The sequence below is a fragment of the Enterobacter nematophilus genome (genome assembly GCF_026344075.1).
Classification (GTDB): domain Bacteria; phylum Pseudomonadota; class Gammaproteobacteria; order Enterobacterales; family Enterobacteriaceae; genus Enterobacter; species Enterobacter nematophilus.
The window spans coordinates 587,730-604,141 of sequence record NZ_JAPKNE010000001.1 but is presented as its reverse complement, the minus strand read 5'-3'; the positions used below and the strand labels follow the sequence as shown (position 1 = coordinate 604,141).

General features: G+C 57.1%; 17 protein-coding genes. 12 read left to right on the top strand and 5 right to left on the bottom strand.

The genetic code is table 11. The annotated features are described in order from the left end of the window. The first annotated feature begins 5 nt into the window (after positions 1–5). The 6 genes from sufB to ldtE all read left to right on the top strand — a co-directional run bounded on the left by sufB (position 6) and on the right by ldtE (position 6,256). The gene (sufB, locus tag OSH03_RS02815) at positions 6–1,496 is read left to right on the top strand and encodes a Fe-S cluster assembly protein SufB (RefSeq protein ID WP_032657798.1); all 1,491 of its coding nucleotides are present in this window, start codon (positions 6–8) and stop codon (positions 1,494–1,496) included. Positions 1,497–1,505: 9 nt separating this feature from the next. Next, positions 1,506–2,252 (top strand): Fe-S cluster assembly ATPase SufC, encoded by a 747-nt coding sequence (gene sufC, locus OSH03_RS02810; RefSeq protein WP_116340441.1) that lies wholly within the window; start codon positions 1,506–1,508, stop codon positions 2,250–2,252. Continuing rightward, the gene (sufD, locus tag OSH03_RS02805) at positions 2,227–3,498 is read left to right on the top strand and encodes a Fe-S cluster assembly protein SufD (RefSeq protein WP_266178216.1); all 1,272 of its coding nucleotides are present in this window, start codon (positions 2,227–2,229) and stop codon (positions 3,496–3,498) included. Before sufC ends, sufD begins: the two co-directional genes overlap by 26 nt. Further along, positions 3,495–4,715 (top strand): cysteine desulfurase SufS, encoded by a 1,221-nt coding sequence (sufS, locus tag OSH03_RS02800; protein WP_266178215.1) that lies wholly within the window; start codon positions 3,495–3,497, stop codon positions 4,713–4,715. Before sufD ends, sufS begins: the two co-directional genes overlap by 4 nt. 13 nt (positions 4,716–4,728) lie before the next feature. Further along, the gene (gene sufE, locus OSH03_RS02795) at positions 4,729–5,145 is read left to right on the top strand and encodes a cysteine desulfuration protein SufE (RefSeq protein ID WP_028012869.1); all 417 of its coding nucleotides are present in this window, start codon (positions 4,729–4,731) and stop codon (positions 5,143–5,145) included. A 97-nt stretch (positions 5,146–5,242) separates the two neighbouring features. Further along, positions 5,243–6,256 carry a L,D-transpeptidase LdtE gene (gene ldtE / locus OSH03_RS02790; protein WP_266178214.1) on the top strand — a complete coding sequence of 338 codons (1,014 nt, stop codon included), beginning with the start codon at positions 5,243–5,245 and terminating at the stop codon, positions 6,254–6,256. 60 nt (positions 6,257–6,316) lie between these two features. Here the strand turns inward: ldtE and lpp are convergent, their stop codons facing one another. The 5 genes from lpp to OSH03_RS02770 form a co-directional block, all read right to left on the bottom strand. Continuing rightward, positions 6,317–6,553: a murein lipoprotein Lpp gene (lpp, locus tag OSH03_RS02785; protein WP_001082307.1), complete on the bottom strand. Its 237-nt coding sequence runs from the start codon at positions 6,551–6,553 to the stop codon at positions 6,317–6,319. Positions 6,554–6,862: 309 nt separating this feature from the next. Further along, complete coding sequence (gene pykF, locus OSH03_RS02780; RefSeq protein ID WP_014883536.1) at positions 6,863–8,275, bottom strand: pyruvate kinase PykF; 1,413 nt, start codon at positions 8,273–8,275, stop codon at positions 6,863–6,865. Between the two features lie 7 nt (positions 8,276–8,282). Further along, positions 8,283–8,477, bottom strand: a complete 195-nt coding sequence (gene ynhH, locus OSH03_RS22155; RefSeq protein WP_418721919.1) for a protein YnhH — start codon at positions 8,475–8,477, stop codon at positions 8,283–8,285. 175 nt (positions 8,478–8,652) lie between these two features. Next, complete coding sequence (locus tag OSH03_RS02775; protein WP_266178213.1) at positions 8,653–9,798, bottom strand: trans-sulfuration enzyme family protein; 1,146 nt, start codon at positions 9,796–9,798, stop codon at positions 8,653–8,655. Between the two features lie 11 nt (positions 9,799–9,809). Next, positions 9,810–11,180 (bottom strand): cystathionine beta-synthase, encoded by a 1,371-nt coding sequence (locus OSH03_RS02770; protein WP_266178212.1) that lies wholly within the window; start codon positions 11,178–11,180, stop codon positions 9,810–9,812. A 400-nt stretch (positions 11,181–11,580) separates the two neighbouring features. Here OSH03_RS02770 and OSH03_RS02765 point away from each other — a divergent pair, with 400 nt between their 5' ends. From OSH03_RS02765 to OSH03_RS02740, 6 genes are all read left to right on the top strand, one after another. Beyond that, entirely contained in the window at positions 11,581–12,603 is a 1,023-nt protein-coding gene (locus tag OSH03_RS02765) for a methionine ABC transporter ATP-binding protein (RefSeq protein WP_266178211.1), read from the top strand. Continuing rightward, positions 12,596–13,264, top strand: a complete 669-nt coding sequence (locus tag OSH03_RS02760) for a methionine ABC transporter permease (RefSeq protein ID WP_266178210.1) — start codon at positions 12,596–12,598, stop codon at positions 13,262–13,264. The genes OSH03_RS02765 and OSH03_RS02760 overlap by 8 nt, the downstream gene beginning before the upstream one ends. Before the next feature lie 148 nt (positions 13,265–13,412). Then, a complete protein-coding gene (locus tag OSH03_RS02755) occupies positions 13,413–14,225 on the top strand; it encodes a MetQ/NlpA family ABC transporter substrate-binding protein (protein ID WP_266178209.1) in 813 nt (270 codons plus the stop codon). A gap of 110 nt (positions 14,226–14,335) precedes the next feature. Then, positions 14,336–14,545: a fumarate hydratase FumD gene (gene fumD, locus OSH03_RS02750; RefSeq protein ID WP_028012876.1), complete on the top strand. Its 210-nt coding sequence runs from the start codon at positions 14,336–14,338 to the stop codon at positions 14,543–14,545. Between the two features lie 118 nt (positions 14,546–14,663). Beyond that, a complete protein-coding gene (locus tag OSH03_RS02745) occupies positions 14,664–14,831 on the top strand; it encodes a hypothetical protein (protein ID WP_061098450.1) in 168 nt (55 codons plus the stop codon). A 144-nt stretch (positions 14,832–14,975) separates the two neighbouring features. Beyond that, the gene (locus tag OSH03_RS02740) at positions 14,976–16,382 is read left to right on the top strand and encodes a DUF1996 domain-containing protein (protein ID WP_266178208.1); all 1,407 of its coding nucleotides are present in this window, start codon (positions 14,976–14,978) and stop codon (positions 16,380–16,382) included. Positions 16,383–16,412: the final 30 nt, after the last annotated feature.

Below are 16,412 nucleotides of genomic sequence, written 5' to 3'. Positions count from 1 at the left end.
GTACTATGTCTCGTAATACTGAAGCAACGAGTGATGTAAACACCTGGAGCGGCGGACACCTCAACTATAAAGAGGGGTTCTTCACGCAGCTGCAGACCGACGAGCTGGCGAAAGGCATTAATGAAGATGTCGTGCGCGCCATTTCGGCCAAACGTAACGAGCCAGAGTGGATGCTCGAATTCCGCCTGAGCGCCTTCCGCGCCTGGCTGGAGATGGAAGAGCCGCACTGGCTGAAAGCCCACTACGACAAGCTGAACTATCAGGATTACAGCTATTACTCCGCGCCATCCTGCGGCAGCTGTGACGACACCTGCGCCTCGCAGCCCGGCGCGGTCCAGCAGACCGGCGCCGAGAACAGCTTCCTGAGCAAAGAGGTAGAAGAGGCGTTTAACCAGCTGGGCGTGCCCGTGCGCGAGGGGAAAGAGGTGGCGGTGGACGCCATTTTTGACTCCGTCTCGGTGGCGACCACCTACCGTGAAAAGCTGGCCGAGCAGGGGATCATTTTCTGTTCCTTTGGCGAAGCCATTCATGACCATCCCGAGCTGGTGAAGAAGTACATCGGCACCGTGGTACCGAGCAACGATAACTTCTTCGCCGCGCTGAATGCCGCGGTAGCCTCTGACGGCACTTTTATCTACGTGCCGAAAGGCGTGCGCTGCCCGATGGAGCTCTCCACCTATTTCCGCATCAACGCCGAAAAAACCGGCCAGTTTGAACGCACCATTCTGGTGGCGGACGAAGGCAGCTACGTCAGCTATATCGAAGGGTGTTCCGCACCGGTGCGCGACAGCTATCAGCTGCACGCGGCGGTGGTAGAGGTCATCATCCACAAAGACGCCGAGGTGAAATACTCCACGGTGCAGAACTGGTTCCCCGGCGACGGCAACACCGGCGGGATCCTGAACTTCGTCACCAAGCGCGCGCTGTGCGAAGGCGAAAACAGCAAAATGTCCTGGACGCAGTCGGAAACCGGCTCCGCCATCACCTGGAAATACCCGAGCTGTATTCTGCGCGGGGATAACTCCATCGGTGAGTTTTACTCGGTGGCGCTGACCAGCGGGCACCAGCAGGCCGATACCGGCACCAAGATGATCCACATCGGGAAAAACACCAAATCCACCATCATCTCGAAGGGGATCTCCGCCGGGCACAGCCAGAACAGCTATCGCGGGCTGGTGAAAATCATGCCGACGGCCACCAACGCGCGTAACTTCACCCAGTGTGATTCGATGCTGATCGGTGCCGACTGCGGGGCGCATACCTTCCCGTACGTGGAGTGTCGCAACAACACGGCTCAGCTTGAGCACGAGGCGACCACGTCGCGTATCGGGGAAGATCAGCTCTTCTACTGCCTGCAGCGCGGCATCAGCGAAGAAGATGCCATTTCGATGATTGTGAACGGCTTCTGTAAGGACGTGTTCTCTGAACTGCCGCTGGAATTCGCCGTTGAAGCACAAAAACTCCTCGCCATTAGTCTTGAACACAGCGTCGGTTAAGGAAAGCACATGTTAAGCATTAAAGATTTACAGGTTAGCGTGGAAGAGAAAGACATCCTGCGCGGTCTCAATTTTGACGTCAAGCCGGGTGAAGTTCACGCCATCATGGGGCCGAACGGCTCCGGGAAAAGTACGCTTTCAGCGACGCTGGCGGGACGCGAAGATTACGAAGTGACTGGCGGCTCGGTCGAATTCAACGGCAAAGATCTGCTGGAGATGTCGCCGGAAGACCGCGCGGGTGAGGGCATCTTTATGGCCTTCCAGTACCCGGTGGAAATTCCGGGCGTCAGCAACCAGTTCTTCCTCCAGACGGCGCTGAATGCGGTGCGCAAGTATCGCGGCCAGGAGGCGCTGGACCGCTTTGACTTCCAGGACCTGATGGAAGAGAAGATCAAGCTGCTCAAAATGCCGGAAGACCTGCTGACCCGCTCGGTCAACGTTGGCTTCTCCGGCGGTGAGAAAAAGCGTAACGACATCCTGCAGATGGCGGTGCTGGAGCCCGAGCTGTGCATTCTGGATGAGACGGACTCCGGTCTGGATATCGACGCCCTGAAGATTGTCGCCGACGGGGTGAACGCCCTGCGCGACGGCAAGCGTTCGTTCATTATCGTCACCCACTACCAGCGCATTCTGGACTACATCAAGCCGGACTACGTCCACGTGCTTTACCAGGGACGTATTGTGAAATCCGGTGATTTCACGCTGGTTAAACAACTGGAGGAGCAGGGCTATGGCTGGCTTACCGAACAGCAGTAATGCGCTCCAGCAGTGGCACAGGCTGTTTGAGGAGCAGGGGCATACGCGCTCCGAGCAGGCGCAGCAGCACCTGCAGCAGATGCTGCGTCTCGGCCTGCCGACGCGTAAGCATGAGAACTGGAAGTACACCCCGCTCGACGGCCTGATGAAAGGCGAGTTTGTGACGCGTCTGGCGGATCTCGCGCCTGCGCAGCGTGACGCGCTGGCCGTAAACGTGGATGCCGTGCGCCTGGTGTTTGTCGACGGTGCGTTCCGTCCCGAGCTGAGCGACGCGCTTCAGGGGAGCGGATTTGAGATTGAGATAAACGACGATCGCCAGTCCCTGAGCGCCCCGGTTCAGTCGGAAGTATTTCTCCACCTGACCGAGAGCCTGGCCCGCAGCGTGACGCATATCCGCGTGAAGCGTAACCAGCGCCCGGCAAAACCGCTGCTTCTGATGCACATCACGCAGGGCGTGGAGGGCGATGAGATCAACACCGCGCACTATCGCCACCACCTTGAGCTGGCGGAGGGGGCAGAGGCCACGGTGATTGAACACTACGTCAGCCTCAACGAAACCCGCCACTTTACCGGGTCGCGGCTGACGATGAACGTCGCCGCGAATGCGCAGCTTCACCACATTAAGCTGGCGTTTGAGAATCCGCAGAGCCACCATTTTGCCCATAACGATATCCTGCTGGGCCAGGATGCCGCGGCGTACAGCCATAGCTTTCTGCTCGGCGGCGCGGTGCTGCGCCACAACACCAGCACGCAGCTTAACGGTGAGAACACTACGCTGCGCATCAACAGCCTGGCGATGCCGGTCAAATCAGAAGTGTGCGACACGCGCACCTGGCTTGAGCACAACAAAGGCTACTGCAACAGCCGCCAGCTGCACAAAACCATCGTCAGCGATAAAGGGCGGGCGGTGTTTAACGGCCTGATTAACGTGGCCCAGCACGCCATCAAAACCGACGGGCAGATGACCAACAACAATCTGCTGCTGGGGCGCCTGGCGGAAGTTGACACCAAGCCGCAGCTGGAGATCTACGCCGACGACGTAAAATGCAGCCACGGCGCGACGGTCGGGCGGATCGACGATGAGCAAATGTTCTACCTGCGCTCGCGCGGCATCGACCGGCAGGCGGCGCAGAAAATGATCATCTACGCCTTTGCGGCGGAGCTTACGGAAGCGCTGCACGATGGCGTATTGAAGCAGCAGGTGCTGGCCCGCATTGGTCAGCGTCTGCCCGGAGGCGAAGCATGAGTTTTCCCGTAGAAAAAGTGCGGGCCGATTTCCCGGTTCTGACCCGTGAAGTGAACGGCCTGCCGCTGGCGTATCTCGACAGCGCGGCCAGCGCGCAGAAGCCGAATCAGGTGGTGGATGCGGAAGCCGAGTTTTACCGCCACGGCTACGCCGCCGTGCATCGCGGTATTCATACCCTGAGCGCCGAGGCGACCCAGCGCATGGAAAACGTGCGCACGCAAATTGCAGCCTTCCTCAATGCGCGCCTGCCGGAAGAGCTGGTGTTTGTGCGCGGCACCACCGAGGGGATTAATCTTGTCGCCAACAGCTGGGGCAACGCCCAGGTGCGCACGGGGGATAACATCATCATCACCCAGATGGAGCACCACGCCAATATTGTGCCATGGCAGATGCTCTGCGAGCGTGTCGGCGCGCAGCTGCGGGTCGTTCCGTTGAACGAAGACGGCACGCTGCAGCTTGAGCAGCTTGACGCCCTGCTGGACGACAGGACGCGGCTGGTGGCGGTCACCCAGGTCTCTAACGTGCTGGGCACCGAAAACCCGGTGGCAGAGATTATCGCAAAAGCCCATCAGGCCGGCGCGAAGGTGCTGATTGACGGCGCGCAGGCGGTGATGCACCACGCGGTGGACGTGCAGGCGCTGGACTGCGATTTCTACGTATTTTCCGGGCATAAGCTCTATGGGCCGACCGGGATCGGCGTGCTGTATGTGAAAGAGGACATCCTGCAGGCGATGCCGCCGTGGGAAGGGGGCGGATCGATGATCGCCACCGTCAGCCTAACGGAAGGGACGACCTACGCCCGAGCGCCGTGGCGTTTCGAGGCGGGCACCCCCAATACCGGCGGGATTATTGGCCTGGGGGCGGCGGTGTCTTACGTCTCCGCAATCGGCCTGGACGCCATCCAGGAGTACGAACAGCTGCTGATGCACTACGCGCTGCAGGAGCTTGCCAGCGTGCCGGATCTGACCCTGTATGGCCCGGCTGACCGGCAGGGCGTAATTGCGTTTAACCTGGGGAAACACCACGCCTATGACGTGGGCAGCTTCCTCGATAACTACGGCGTGGCCGTCCGGACCGGGCACCACTGCGCCATGCCGCTGATGGCCTTTTACCAGGTTCCGGCAATGTGCCGCGCGTCGCTGGTGATGTATAACACAATGGAAGAGGTCGACAGGCTGGTGGCGGGGCTTAAGCGCATTCACCAGCTGTTGGGCTAAGAAGAGGCAAAAGATGGCAGAACTGCCGGACAGAGACAAATTGCTGCGCAACTTTGGGCGTTGTGCAAACTGGGAAGAGAAGTACCTTTACATCATCGAGCTGGGGCAGCGTCTGCCGCCGCTCGGAGAAGAGGCGCATAACCCGGAAAACATTATTCAGGGCTGCCAGAGCCAGGTGTGGATCGTGATGGAGCAGTCTGATGACGGCACAATCGCACTGCACGGCGATAGCGATGCGGCCATTGTAAAAGGGCTGATTGCGGTCGTCTTTATTCTTTACCACCGGATGTCGGCGCAGGATATTGTCGCGTTCGATGTCCGCCCGTGGTTTGAAAAAATGGCCCTGACCCAACACCTCACCCCGTCCCGCTCCCAGGGGCTGGAAGCAATGATTCGCGCCATTCGCGCCAAAGCTGCAATCCTTAGCTAGACTTACAGAACAGCATTCATTCTGTTTCGCGAGGTGGTTCCCGCCTCGCTGGTTTTTCAGCTTTCTGGCGTCCTGCCAGTGAATAAGGAATCTCAGCATGAAGCGCGCGTCTCTAATAACTCTATTACTCCTCAGTTCGCTCGGTACGTTTAATTCGGCCCGCGCGATGGACTATCCGTTGCCGCCCGCAGGGAGCCGCCTGATTGGGCAAAATCAAACCTACACGATACAGGAAGGGGATAATAAGCTTCAGACCATCGCCCGTCGGTTTAATACCGCGGCGCAGGTGATCCTTGAAACGAACAATACCATTGCGCCGGTAAACCCGGCGCCGGGTACCGTTATCACCATTCCGTCGCAGATGCTGCTGCCGGATACGCCCCGCGAGGGCATTGTGGTGAACCTGGCCGAGCTTCGGCTCTACTACTTCCCGCCGGGAGAAAATATTGTCCATGTATTCCCGCTCGGCATCGGACAGCTGGGGCTGGAAACGCCGGTAAGCACTACCCGCGTCAGCCAAAAAATACCTAATCCAACCTGGACGCCAACGGCGGGCATCCGAGCGCGTTCCCTGGCCCAGGGAATTAAATTGCCTCCGGTTGTACCAGCCGGCCCAAATAACCCGCTGGGGCGTTACGCACTGCGTCTGGGTATTGGTAATGGGGAATATCTTATTCACGGCACCAGCGCGCCGGACAGCGTAGGCCTGCGCGTCAGTTCCGGCTGTATGCGAATGAACGCCCCGGATATTAAAGCCCTGTTTGAGCAGGTGCGGGTTGGCACGCGGGTACAAATTATCAATGAGCCGGTCAAATTCTCGGTTGAGCCGGACGGCAAGCGCTATATTGAGGTCCACCGTCCGCTGGCGCAGGTGGAAGGCGAGAACCCGCAAATTTCGCCCATTACGCACTCCGCAGACTTTGCCGCCTTTGTTTCTCAGTCCGGAAGCGATAAAGCGCTTATTGATAAAGCGCTGGCGCGCCGTGCGGGGATCCCGGTGGTTGTATCCGCGGGTAGCGGGCCCTCGGCCAGCAACAGCGTGTTGTCAGTGCAGAACAGCCGGGTGTCTGCTGCGGTAGCAGAAGAGGAAGGGGAGAAGGTAACGCAGTAGGGGTTTGACGCAGGCAAAAAAAATGGCGCACAATGTGCGCCATTTTATTAACAGGTACTATTACTTACGGTATTTAGTAGCCTGGTTGTCCAGACGCTGGTTAGCGCGAGCTGCGTCGTCTTTAGCAGCCTGAACGTCGGAACGCATTGCATTCACGTCGTTGCTCAGCTGGTCAACTTTAGCGTTCAGAGTCTGAACGTCAGAAGACAGCTGATCGATTTTAGCGTTGCTGGAGCAACCAGCCAGCAGAGTAGAACCCAGGATTACCGCGCCCAGTACCAGTTTAGTACGATTCATTATTAATACCCTCTAGATTGAGTTAATCTCCATGTAGCGTTACAAGTATTACACAAACTTTTTTGGGTTGAGAATATTTTTTTGATGGGAATACGCCTATTTTTGATCGTTCGCTCAAAGAAGCATCGAATCAGTGCGTTTTGAGTAAAAAGCTATGTAAAAAAAGGCATTTTTCATCGGATTCATCTTAGATAAATCGCATTTAAATAGAAAAACCCGATTTGCTTTTTGAATGAATTTGGCTAATACCGCTAATAAAAAAAGCGCCCATTGGGCGCTTTTTATCAAATTTAATTCGTTCGTGAATTATTACAGCACGTGAACGGAGGCAGTGTTGGTTGTTCCGCTTGGTACCAGTGCACCAGAAACCATCACAACAACGTCGCCTTTCTGCGCCAGACCGCTTTCCAGAGCCATTGCTTTACCCTGAATGTAGAAATCGTCAGTAGAGGCGATCTCTTTGACCAGGTGCGCAACCACGCCTTTGCTCAGCACCAGTTGACGTGCGGTGGTTTCGTTGGTGGTCAGGGCCAGGATGGTGGCATCCGGGAAGTATTTACGCACTGCGCGCGCAGATTTGCCGCCCTGGGTCGCAACCACAATCAGTGGCGCTTCCAGTTTCTCAGCGGTTTCTACCGCACCGCGGCATACTGCTTCGGTGATGCGCAGCTTGCGGCTGTCGTTGTTGAAGTCCAGACGGCTGGTCATCACGCGGTCTGTACGTTCGCAGATGGTCGCCATGATGCCAACCGCTTCCAGTGGGTATTTCCCTTTCGCGGATTCACCGGACAGCATCACTGCATCGGTACCGTCGAGGATGGCGTTCGCCACGTCGCCTGCTTCAGCGCGGGTAGGGCGTGGGTTTTTGATCATGGAGTCCAGCATCTGCGTAGCGGTGATAACCACTTTACGCGCGCGAACACATTTCTCGATCATCATCTTCTGCGCGAAGATCACTTCTTCAACCGGGATTTCAACGCCCAGGTCGCCACGTGCAACCATGATGCCGTCAGACGCTTCGAGGATTTCGTCGAAGTTGTTCAGGCCTTCCTGGTTTTCGATTTTGGAGATGATCTGGATCTTCTCGCCACCGTGGGCTTTCAGGTGCTCACGAATTTCAACCACGTCGGAACGCTTACGGATGAAGGACGCCGCAACGAAGTCAACGCCCTGTTCGCAGCCGAAGATCAGGTCCTGTTTGTCTTTCTCAGCCAGAGCCGGCAGCGCGATAGAAACGCCCGGCAGGTTAACGCCTTTGTTTTCGCCCAGGTCGCCGTTGTTCAGCACTTTACAGATAACTTTGTTACCTTCGATAGCGGTCACTTCCATACCGATCAGACCATCGTCGACCAGCACGGTGTTACCCACGGACAGATCGCTGGTGAAGCCTTCATAGGTTACCGCAACGATTTCGCTGTTACCGACAACGGATTTGTCGGTGGTGAAGGTGAAGGTCTGGCCCGCTTTCAGAGAGACGTCGTTACCGCCTTCCAGTTTGATGGTACGGATTTCCGGACCTTTGGTATCGAGCAGGATCGCCGCTTTTTTACCGGTCTTGCTCATCACGTTGCGCAAGTTCTGGATACGCTGACCGTGCTCCGCGTAGTCACCGTGGGAAAAGTTCAGACGCATCACGTTCATGCCGGCGTCCAGCATTTTGCTCAGCATCTCTTCGGATTCGGTTTTCGGGCCGATAGTACAAACAATTTTCGTCTTTTTCATGACAGTCTTAGTCTTTAAGTTGGGAAGGATATGGAAATCTCGCTCCGGGGGCGCACCGCCGCGGAGTCAAACCTGTGTTGCAAAAGAGTATATGACACGCACTAAGGATAGGAGACATCAAATGAGCGTGCAGAAGAAAGTGTGCCTGCGTGACAGCCCAACGAAGGAGAGGGGAAGTTGTAGGTTGTTTTTTGTATTCCAAGCGCTGAAACCATTCACCAGGGATTTGGCGCGCATTATACGCTGATTTTAAGATAAAAGGAAAATGGATACGGCGTTTCAGAATTAATCAATGCCGTTTCACATAATATTGTTATCAAGGCGTTAAGCCATGATGACAACTTTTGGCGGCAGGCGATCGACCTGCCGCATTTTGCCTATTTTTGCAGCGCCTGACTGAGGTCGGCAATCAGGTCTTTCGGATCTTCAATGCCCACCGACAGGCGAATCAGCTGCGGCACAATGCCGTTTGCCAGCCGTTGCTCCAGCGGAATCGAGGCGTGCGTCATGCTGTAGGGCTGGCTCACCAGGCTCTCCACGCCGCCCAGGCTTTCCGCGAGGGTGAACAGCTTCAGGTTGCGAATCACCTCGCTAGCGCGTTGCGCATCGCCTTTCACCACGACGGAAATCATCCCACCCGGCAGGGCCATCTGCGTGCGGGCAAGCTGATACTGCGGATGCGATTCCAGGCCGGGGTAGAACACTTTTTCGACCAGAGGATGCTGCGCCAGCCATTGCGCAATCTCCAGCGCGTTGCTGCTGTGCTTTTCTACCCTCAGCGCAAGCGTGCGGATACCGCGCAGGGTCAGGAAGCTGCTAAAGGGATCCAGGACGCCGCCGACCGCATTTTGCAGATAGCCAAGCTGGTCCGCCAGCGCCGGGTTATCACCCACCACCGCCAGCCCGGCCACCACGTCCGAGTGGCCGTTAAGGTATTTGGTGGCGGAGTGCACCACGATATCAAAACCCGACGCCAGCGGGCGGTGGATCGCCGGCGACGCGAAGGTGTTATCCGCCACGCTGATGACGTTATGACGCCGCGCGATAGCGGCAATGGCCGCCAGATCCGCCAGCTTCAGAAGCGGGTTGGTCGGCGTTTCCACCCACACCATGCGCGTGTCCGGGCGAATGGCGGCCTCAAGCCCGGCTAAATCGTCCGGCTTAACCCAGCTGACCCGAAGGCCGGTGCTGCGCTTGCGCACGTTTTCGATCAGGCGATACGTCCCGCCGTAAACGTCATCAATGGCGACGATATGGCTGTCTTTATCCAGCAGTTCGAGCACCGTGGAGATGGCGGCGAGACCGGAGGCAAAGGCGTAGCCGCGCGTGCCGCCTTCGAGCTCGGCGATGGCGGTTTCCAGCGCGTGGCGCGTTGGGTTGCCGCTGCGGGAATACTCATAGCCGGTATGCTCCCCGGGTGACGGTTGCGCAAACGTCGACGTGGCGTAAATCGGCGGCATGACGGCGCCGTGCTGGTCGTTAAACGCGCCGCTGTGGACGCTCAGGGTTGCCAGGTTTTTCATCGTTTAATCCTTTATTGCTGTAGACGGTAGCGCCACGCGGTCAGGACGTCGCTGCGCGTAATCAGGCCGAGAAAACGGTCATTGTCGTTAATCACGGCCACCAGACCGCGGTCGAAGATGGCGTGCAGGGCGCTCTCCGGGGCGCGTTTGTCGAGGAATTCCACCTGACGGGTCATGGCCGCCGTGACCGGCAGGGCAAAGCGGTCGCCGTCGCCGCCGATATGCCGCAGCAGATCCCACTCGTCGATAATGCCCACCACCTTGCCGTTCTCAAGGACTGGGAGCTGGGAGATGTCATACAGGCGCATGCGTGCCAGCACGGTGGAAAGCGTGTCGTCCGGAGCGGCAGTGACGGTGGCGCCTTCATCGTGGCGCAGGGCGATGTAGTCGGAGAGATCGCCCGCCTGAGGGCACGTGATAAGCCCCTGCTGGCGCATCCAGTCGTCGTTGAACATCTTGGAGAGATATTTATTGCCGCTGTCGCAGGCGAAGGTCACCACGCGTTTAGGTATGGTCTGCGCCTGGCAGTATTTCAGCGCCGCCGCCAGCAGCGTGCCGCTGGAAGAGCCCGCCAGAATACCTTCCGTTTTCAGCAGCTCGCGCGCGGTGGTGAAGGCTTCCCGGTCGGAGATGCGCCAGGCGCGATTCACCCCTTCGATGTGGGCCAGCGGCGGAATAAAGTCTTCGCCAATTCCCTCTACCAGCCAGGAGCCCGCGTCGTGGTAGCGTCCGGTTTCCACCTGGTCGGCAAGAACCGACCCGGCGGGGTCAGCCAGGACAAACTCCGTGTGCGGCGAGTGCTCGGCGAACCATGCCTGCAGGCCGCCGAGTGTCCCGCCTGAACCGACGCCCACCACGATGGCGTCAATCCTGCCGTCAAGCTGCTCAAACAGCTCCGGGGCCGTGGTGGTGCGGTGCGCCAGGGGGTTGGCCTCGTTATTAAACTGGTCGATATAAAACGCGCCGGGCAGCTCGTTGGCCAGGCGTCGGGCGTAATCCTGGTAATAGGCGGGGTGGCCCTTGTTGACGTCGGAGCGGGTCAGCACCACCTGGGCACCCAGCGCGCGCAGGTGGAAAATCTTCTCGCGGCTCATTTTGTCCGGCACCACCAGGATCAGCGAGTAGCCTTTCTGGGCGGCGATCAGGGCCAGGCCGAGGCCGGTATTTCCCGCCGTTGCCTCAATAATCGTGCCGCCCGGCTGCAGCTGGCCGGTGCGCTCCGCTTCGTTAATCATCGACAGCGCAACGCGGTCTTTAATTGAGCCGCCGGGGTTCTGGTTTTCCAGCTTCAGAAACAGCGAGCAGGGGCCGGTATCAAGCTTATGCAGCTGGATCAGCGGCGTGCGGCCAATCAGTTCGGTGACGGAGTGGTAAATCGTCATGATGTTTTCCTTTCTGGATGTCATGACGGGATGATAGGGCGGTGAAATTTTCTCAATAAAGAACCATTCACTGCAGTTTAGAACAGAAAGGAATATAAATGCCGTTTTTGGATGTCAGGACAGCAAGACGTACAGTTGTCTGGATGTGAGGATGGCTATATCGGCATAAAATGCTGAAAAAAAGACCGCTTTTACGGAAGGTAAGCCAGCACATATGCGTCTGGCAGATAATCATTGCTGAAATTAGTCTAAATACTTCCCGCCCGGCAAACTCGCTGTTTATTTCTGAAAGTTATAAGACATGCTTTTTTGTTCATTTCAAAGCTGATAACGCCTGTTTACTATCGTTTGGACATCCATACTGCTAAACCGCTATATGCGCAACGGATAACGTATAAGAATGATCGTACTCAGGAATATTTCGAAGATTTTTGACAACGGAAAAGTCGCGCTGACCGCCGTTGATAACGTCAATTTGACGATAGAGCAGGGACAAATTTACGGCATTATCGGCTACAGCGGGGCCGGGAAAAGCACGCTGATTCGCCTGCTGAACGGTCTGGAGAAACCCAGCGCCGGGAGCGTCACCATTAACGGGCAGGATATCTCCGCCGCAAAAGGTGAAGCGCTGCGCCAGGCGCGCCTGAAGATCAGCATGGTGTTTCAGCACTTCAACCTGCTGTGGTCGCGCACGGTGAGTGAGAACATTGCTTTCTCAATGCAAATTGCCGGTGTGCCAAAAGCTAACATTAAGGCGCGCGTCGCCGAACTGGTGGAACTGGTTGGCCTGAAAGGGCGCGAGAATGCATATCCGTCTCAGCTGAGCGGCGGGCAAAAACAGCGCGTGGGGATTGCGCGCGCGCTGGCCAACAACCCCGACGTGCTGCTCTGCGATGAGGCCACGTCCGCGCTCGACCCGCAGACCACCGATCAGATCCTCGATCTGCTGCTCGACATTAACCGCCGCTTCAAACTCACCATCGTGCTGATCACGCACGAGATGCACGTGGTGCGCAAAATCTGCGACCGCGTGGCGGTGATGGAGAACGGCAAAGTGGTGGAAGAGGGTGACGTGCTGAGCGTCTTTACCCATCCGCAGCAGCCGATTACGCGGCAGTTCGTCCGCCAGGTGAGCCAGTACGCAGAGGAAGAGACCTTCAATACCGAACTGGCAAACGATCTGGAAGGCACGGTGATCAGGCTGACCTTTACCGGGCACAGCACCCATAAGCCGATTGTCGGGGAATTAACCCTGCGCTACGGCCTGCCGTTTAACATCCTGCACGGAAAAATGACGCAAACCGCCCACGGTGTCTTCGGGCAGCTCTGGGTCCACGTGGTGGCCTCCGATGAACAACTGAACAATATCCTCGCCGACCTGAAGCAAAGCGATATTGAAGGCGAGGTAATTAAACATGGCTGAGAATCTCTTTCCGCATCTCAAGTGGGATCAGCTCTGGGCTGCCACGCTGGAGACGCTGTACATGACCGCGCTTTCCGGCGTGGCAACCTTTGTTCTGGGCATCGTGCTGGGCCTGGTGCTGTTTTTAACCGCGCGCGGTGGCTTGTTCCACAACCGTACGGTCTACAGCGTCATTTCGATCGTGGTGAACGTGTTCCGCTCTATTCCGTTCATCATTTTAATCGTCCTGCTCATCCCGTTCACCAAGACCGTCGTCGGTACCATCCTTGGCGCTAACGCGGCGCTGCCGGCGCTGATTGTCGGCGCCGCGCCGTTCTACGCGCGTCTGGTGGAGATCGCCCTGCGCGAAGTGGACAAAGGGGTCATAGAAGCAACGCGCTCGATGGGCGCACGACTGAGCACGCTAGTGTTTCGGGTTTTACTGCCGGAATCATCACCTGCACTGGTTTCAGGTATTACGGTGACGCTGATTGCGCTGGTGAGCTACAGCGCAATGGCGGGGGTGATTGGCGCCGGTGGTTTGGGAAATCTGGCTTATCTGGAAGGATTCCAGCGCAACCATGGTGACGTCACGCTGGTGGCAACGGTGACCATTTTAATCATCGTTTTCATTATCCAGTTCTGCGGCGATGTCGTTACTTCACTGTTAGATAAACGCTAATACCCGTCATATTTCGAGCCTCAGGCGCGTTGGCTGCATTCGTTCACCCCAGTCACTTACTGTATGTAAGCTCCTGGGGATTCACTCACTTGCCGCCTTCCTGTGACTCGAACTATTTAGGGTAACAACAACACACAGGAACCACATCATGAAAAAGACACTGACGCTGATCGCCGCCGCCACCCTGAGCGCCCTGAGCTTCGCCTCCTGGGCCGACACCCTGACCGTGGGCGCGTCCAACACCCCGCACGCCGAAATTCTGGAGCATGCAAAGCCGATTCTGGCGAAGCAGGGTATCGACCTGGAGATCAAACCGTTCCAGGACTACATTCTGCCCAACACCGCGCTGGCTGGACGTGACATCGACGCCAACTATTTCCAGCACATTCCTTACCTGAACAGCGTTCTGAAGGATCACGCGGGGGATAAGGACTACGATTTTGTCAGTGCGGGCGCGATCCACATTGAGCCAATCGGCATCTACTCCAAAAAATACAAATCCCTGAAGGACCTGCCGGAAGGTGGCAAGATCATCATGCGTGATGCGGTTTCCGAAGAAGGCCGCATTCTCTCCATCTTCGAAAAAGAGGGCGTGATCAAGCTGAAGCCGGGCATCGACAAAGTGACGGCGCGCATCAGCGATATCGTTGAGAACCCGAAAAAACTGAAGTTCACGCCGAACGTGGAAGCGTCCCTGCTGCCGCAGATGTACAACAACGACGAAGGCGACGCGGTGGTGATTAACGCCAACTACGCGATTGACGCCGGTCTGGACCCGGTTCATGACCCGATTGCGGTAGAGAGCGGTGAAAACAACCCGTACGCCAACATCATTACCGTGCATCGCGGCGACGAGAAGAAGAAAGACATCGTCGCGCTGGTGAACGTGCTGCACTCCAAAGAGATTCAGGACTGGATCCGTACCAAATACAAAGGCGCGGTCATTCCAGTAAACAACTAATTGTTTGATTTTCCAGATGAAGCCCGGCGAGATCCTCGCCGGGCTTCTTTTTTGTATCCGGGGGGAGAATCATTTAAGCTCAACGTTTAACAGGCAATGGAGTGATGACGATGGGTAACGTGACCAAAGATGAAGCGCTGTACCAGGAGATGTGCCGGGTGGTCGGAAAGGTGGTGCTTGAGATGCGTGATTTAGGGCAGGAGCCAAAGCATATTGTCATTGCGGGCGTGCTGCGAACCGCGCTGGCGAACCAGCGCATCAAGCGCAGCGCACTGACAACCGAAGCGATGGAAACGGTGGTTAAGGCGCTGGCCGGGTAAGGCGTCAGCGTTTCGCGTGTTACTCAGATCCTGCATATCAACAGTCGTTATTGTTATTTCCTCTCCCTGATGGAGGCGTGTTTTACTGAACTCAGGTAAAGCAAGAGGGGTAAAGACGATGAAAAAATGGATCGGCACGCTACGGCGGTTTTTTGCGACCCGGCCCGCGAATGCGGAGAACAGCGCGCAGCGTGTTCTTGAGTCAATACTGCCTGTTGCCAGCCTCTATGGCGTGGACGTCGCCAACATAGACCCGGAGTGGTTCCATGATAAAACGCCACGCTGAACTTCGCCGCACGCGCGAAACGTACTGGAATGAGCTGTGCGTGATGCGTGTAAAGCAGGGATGAACGGAAAAATACGCGGGCAAATCCTCGGTAAACCGTAGCCGTTTTGTTACCAATATCTCCTTTCTCAGAAGGAGATGATAATGAAACGGATAATACTCACCCCGGCACTTTCTGCCACCGCACTACTGATTGCCATGCAGGCGGCGCACGCTGCGCCTCAGGCGCACGTCGTCTGCGGTTACTCCCACACGCTCGGCGACGATGCCATTATGATGTACGGCATGCCCAATGAGGCCATGCTGCACGATTTTTTTGGCAACGTGCAAACGGATGCCTTCTCCAGCCGCGAATCGCTGCGTACGCATGAAAAGACCACCTGCGATAATAAAGCAGACAGCTCGGCCTACTGGGCACCCTCTCTGAAACTGCCTGACGGAACGGTGGTCAAACCTGCCTATCAAAAAACCTATTATCAGGCATCGAACGTGGACGCCTGGCCGCTGCACCCGTTCCCGGCGGGGCTATCGCTGCTGGCGGGCGATCATCACGGCACCGCGCCGAATCCACATATCACCTTCCTGTGCGCTAACGGCCACGGCTACACCACCAAAACGGGTGAGGTCTGCGGCTTACGCAAGGCGAACGATGCCGTGCAGTTTAATATCGGCATTCAGTTTCCGAACTGCTGGGACGGGGTAAACCTGAAGCCCGCCCACGGTCTGGTCAACGCCACCTACGACACCAAAGGGCAGTGCCCGTCCGACTTCCCGGTGAAAATTCCCACCGTGAACATGAACATTGCGTACGTGCTCCCGACAATTAGCTCGCTCGATACCAGCAAAGCGCAGCTTTCCCTCGACCCCATCATGCACGGCGACGAGCGTGAAGAGCGGTGGGGGAGCCTGTATACGGCCCATGCTGACTTTATGAACGGCTGGACGGAAGACGCCGCGCGCTTTATGACCGACCTGTGCATGAACCGCGGGCTGGACTGTGGCACCACCGTTCCGTACGGTTATTCAAAGGCGAAGGCCAACGTCTGGCTCAGCAGCCTGGAGCCAGCGCTTTCCCAGCCCGATCCCCAGGCCCTGCTGGTGCAGGATAACTGGCAGAACGGCGGACGCACGAAAAACAGCGAAACGCTGTCGCTGGTGAAGTTCCACATTCCCCCGCTGCCAGCCGGACAGGATCCGTCGCAGTTTAAATACCGCGTGCGTATTTATGGCGGGAAAGTGGAAACCAACGGCGCGGATCAAATCTTCTTCTATCCGGCAAGCAACGACTGGGATCCGGCCAGCGTGAGCTGGCAGTCGCGGCCAGCCTGTAACTACCGTTCGGATGCGGTGCTTTACCTTAACCACTCCCGCGAATACCGGATGGTGGACGTGGATAAAGCGGTGCGCAAGGCGCTGGCAGAAGGGAAAAGCGAGGTTTCGTGGTACATCGGCGGCGATCGTCAGGGAAATCACTACCAGTTTGAGACGGCATCCTCCCCGCAAAGCCTGATCCTGATGCTGACCGGCTTTAGCAAAACGCCGGAGATCTGATCGCGCCGCGTTTTTTTGTTCTCATCATCG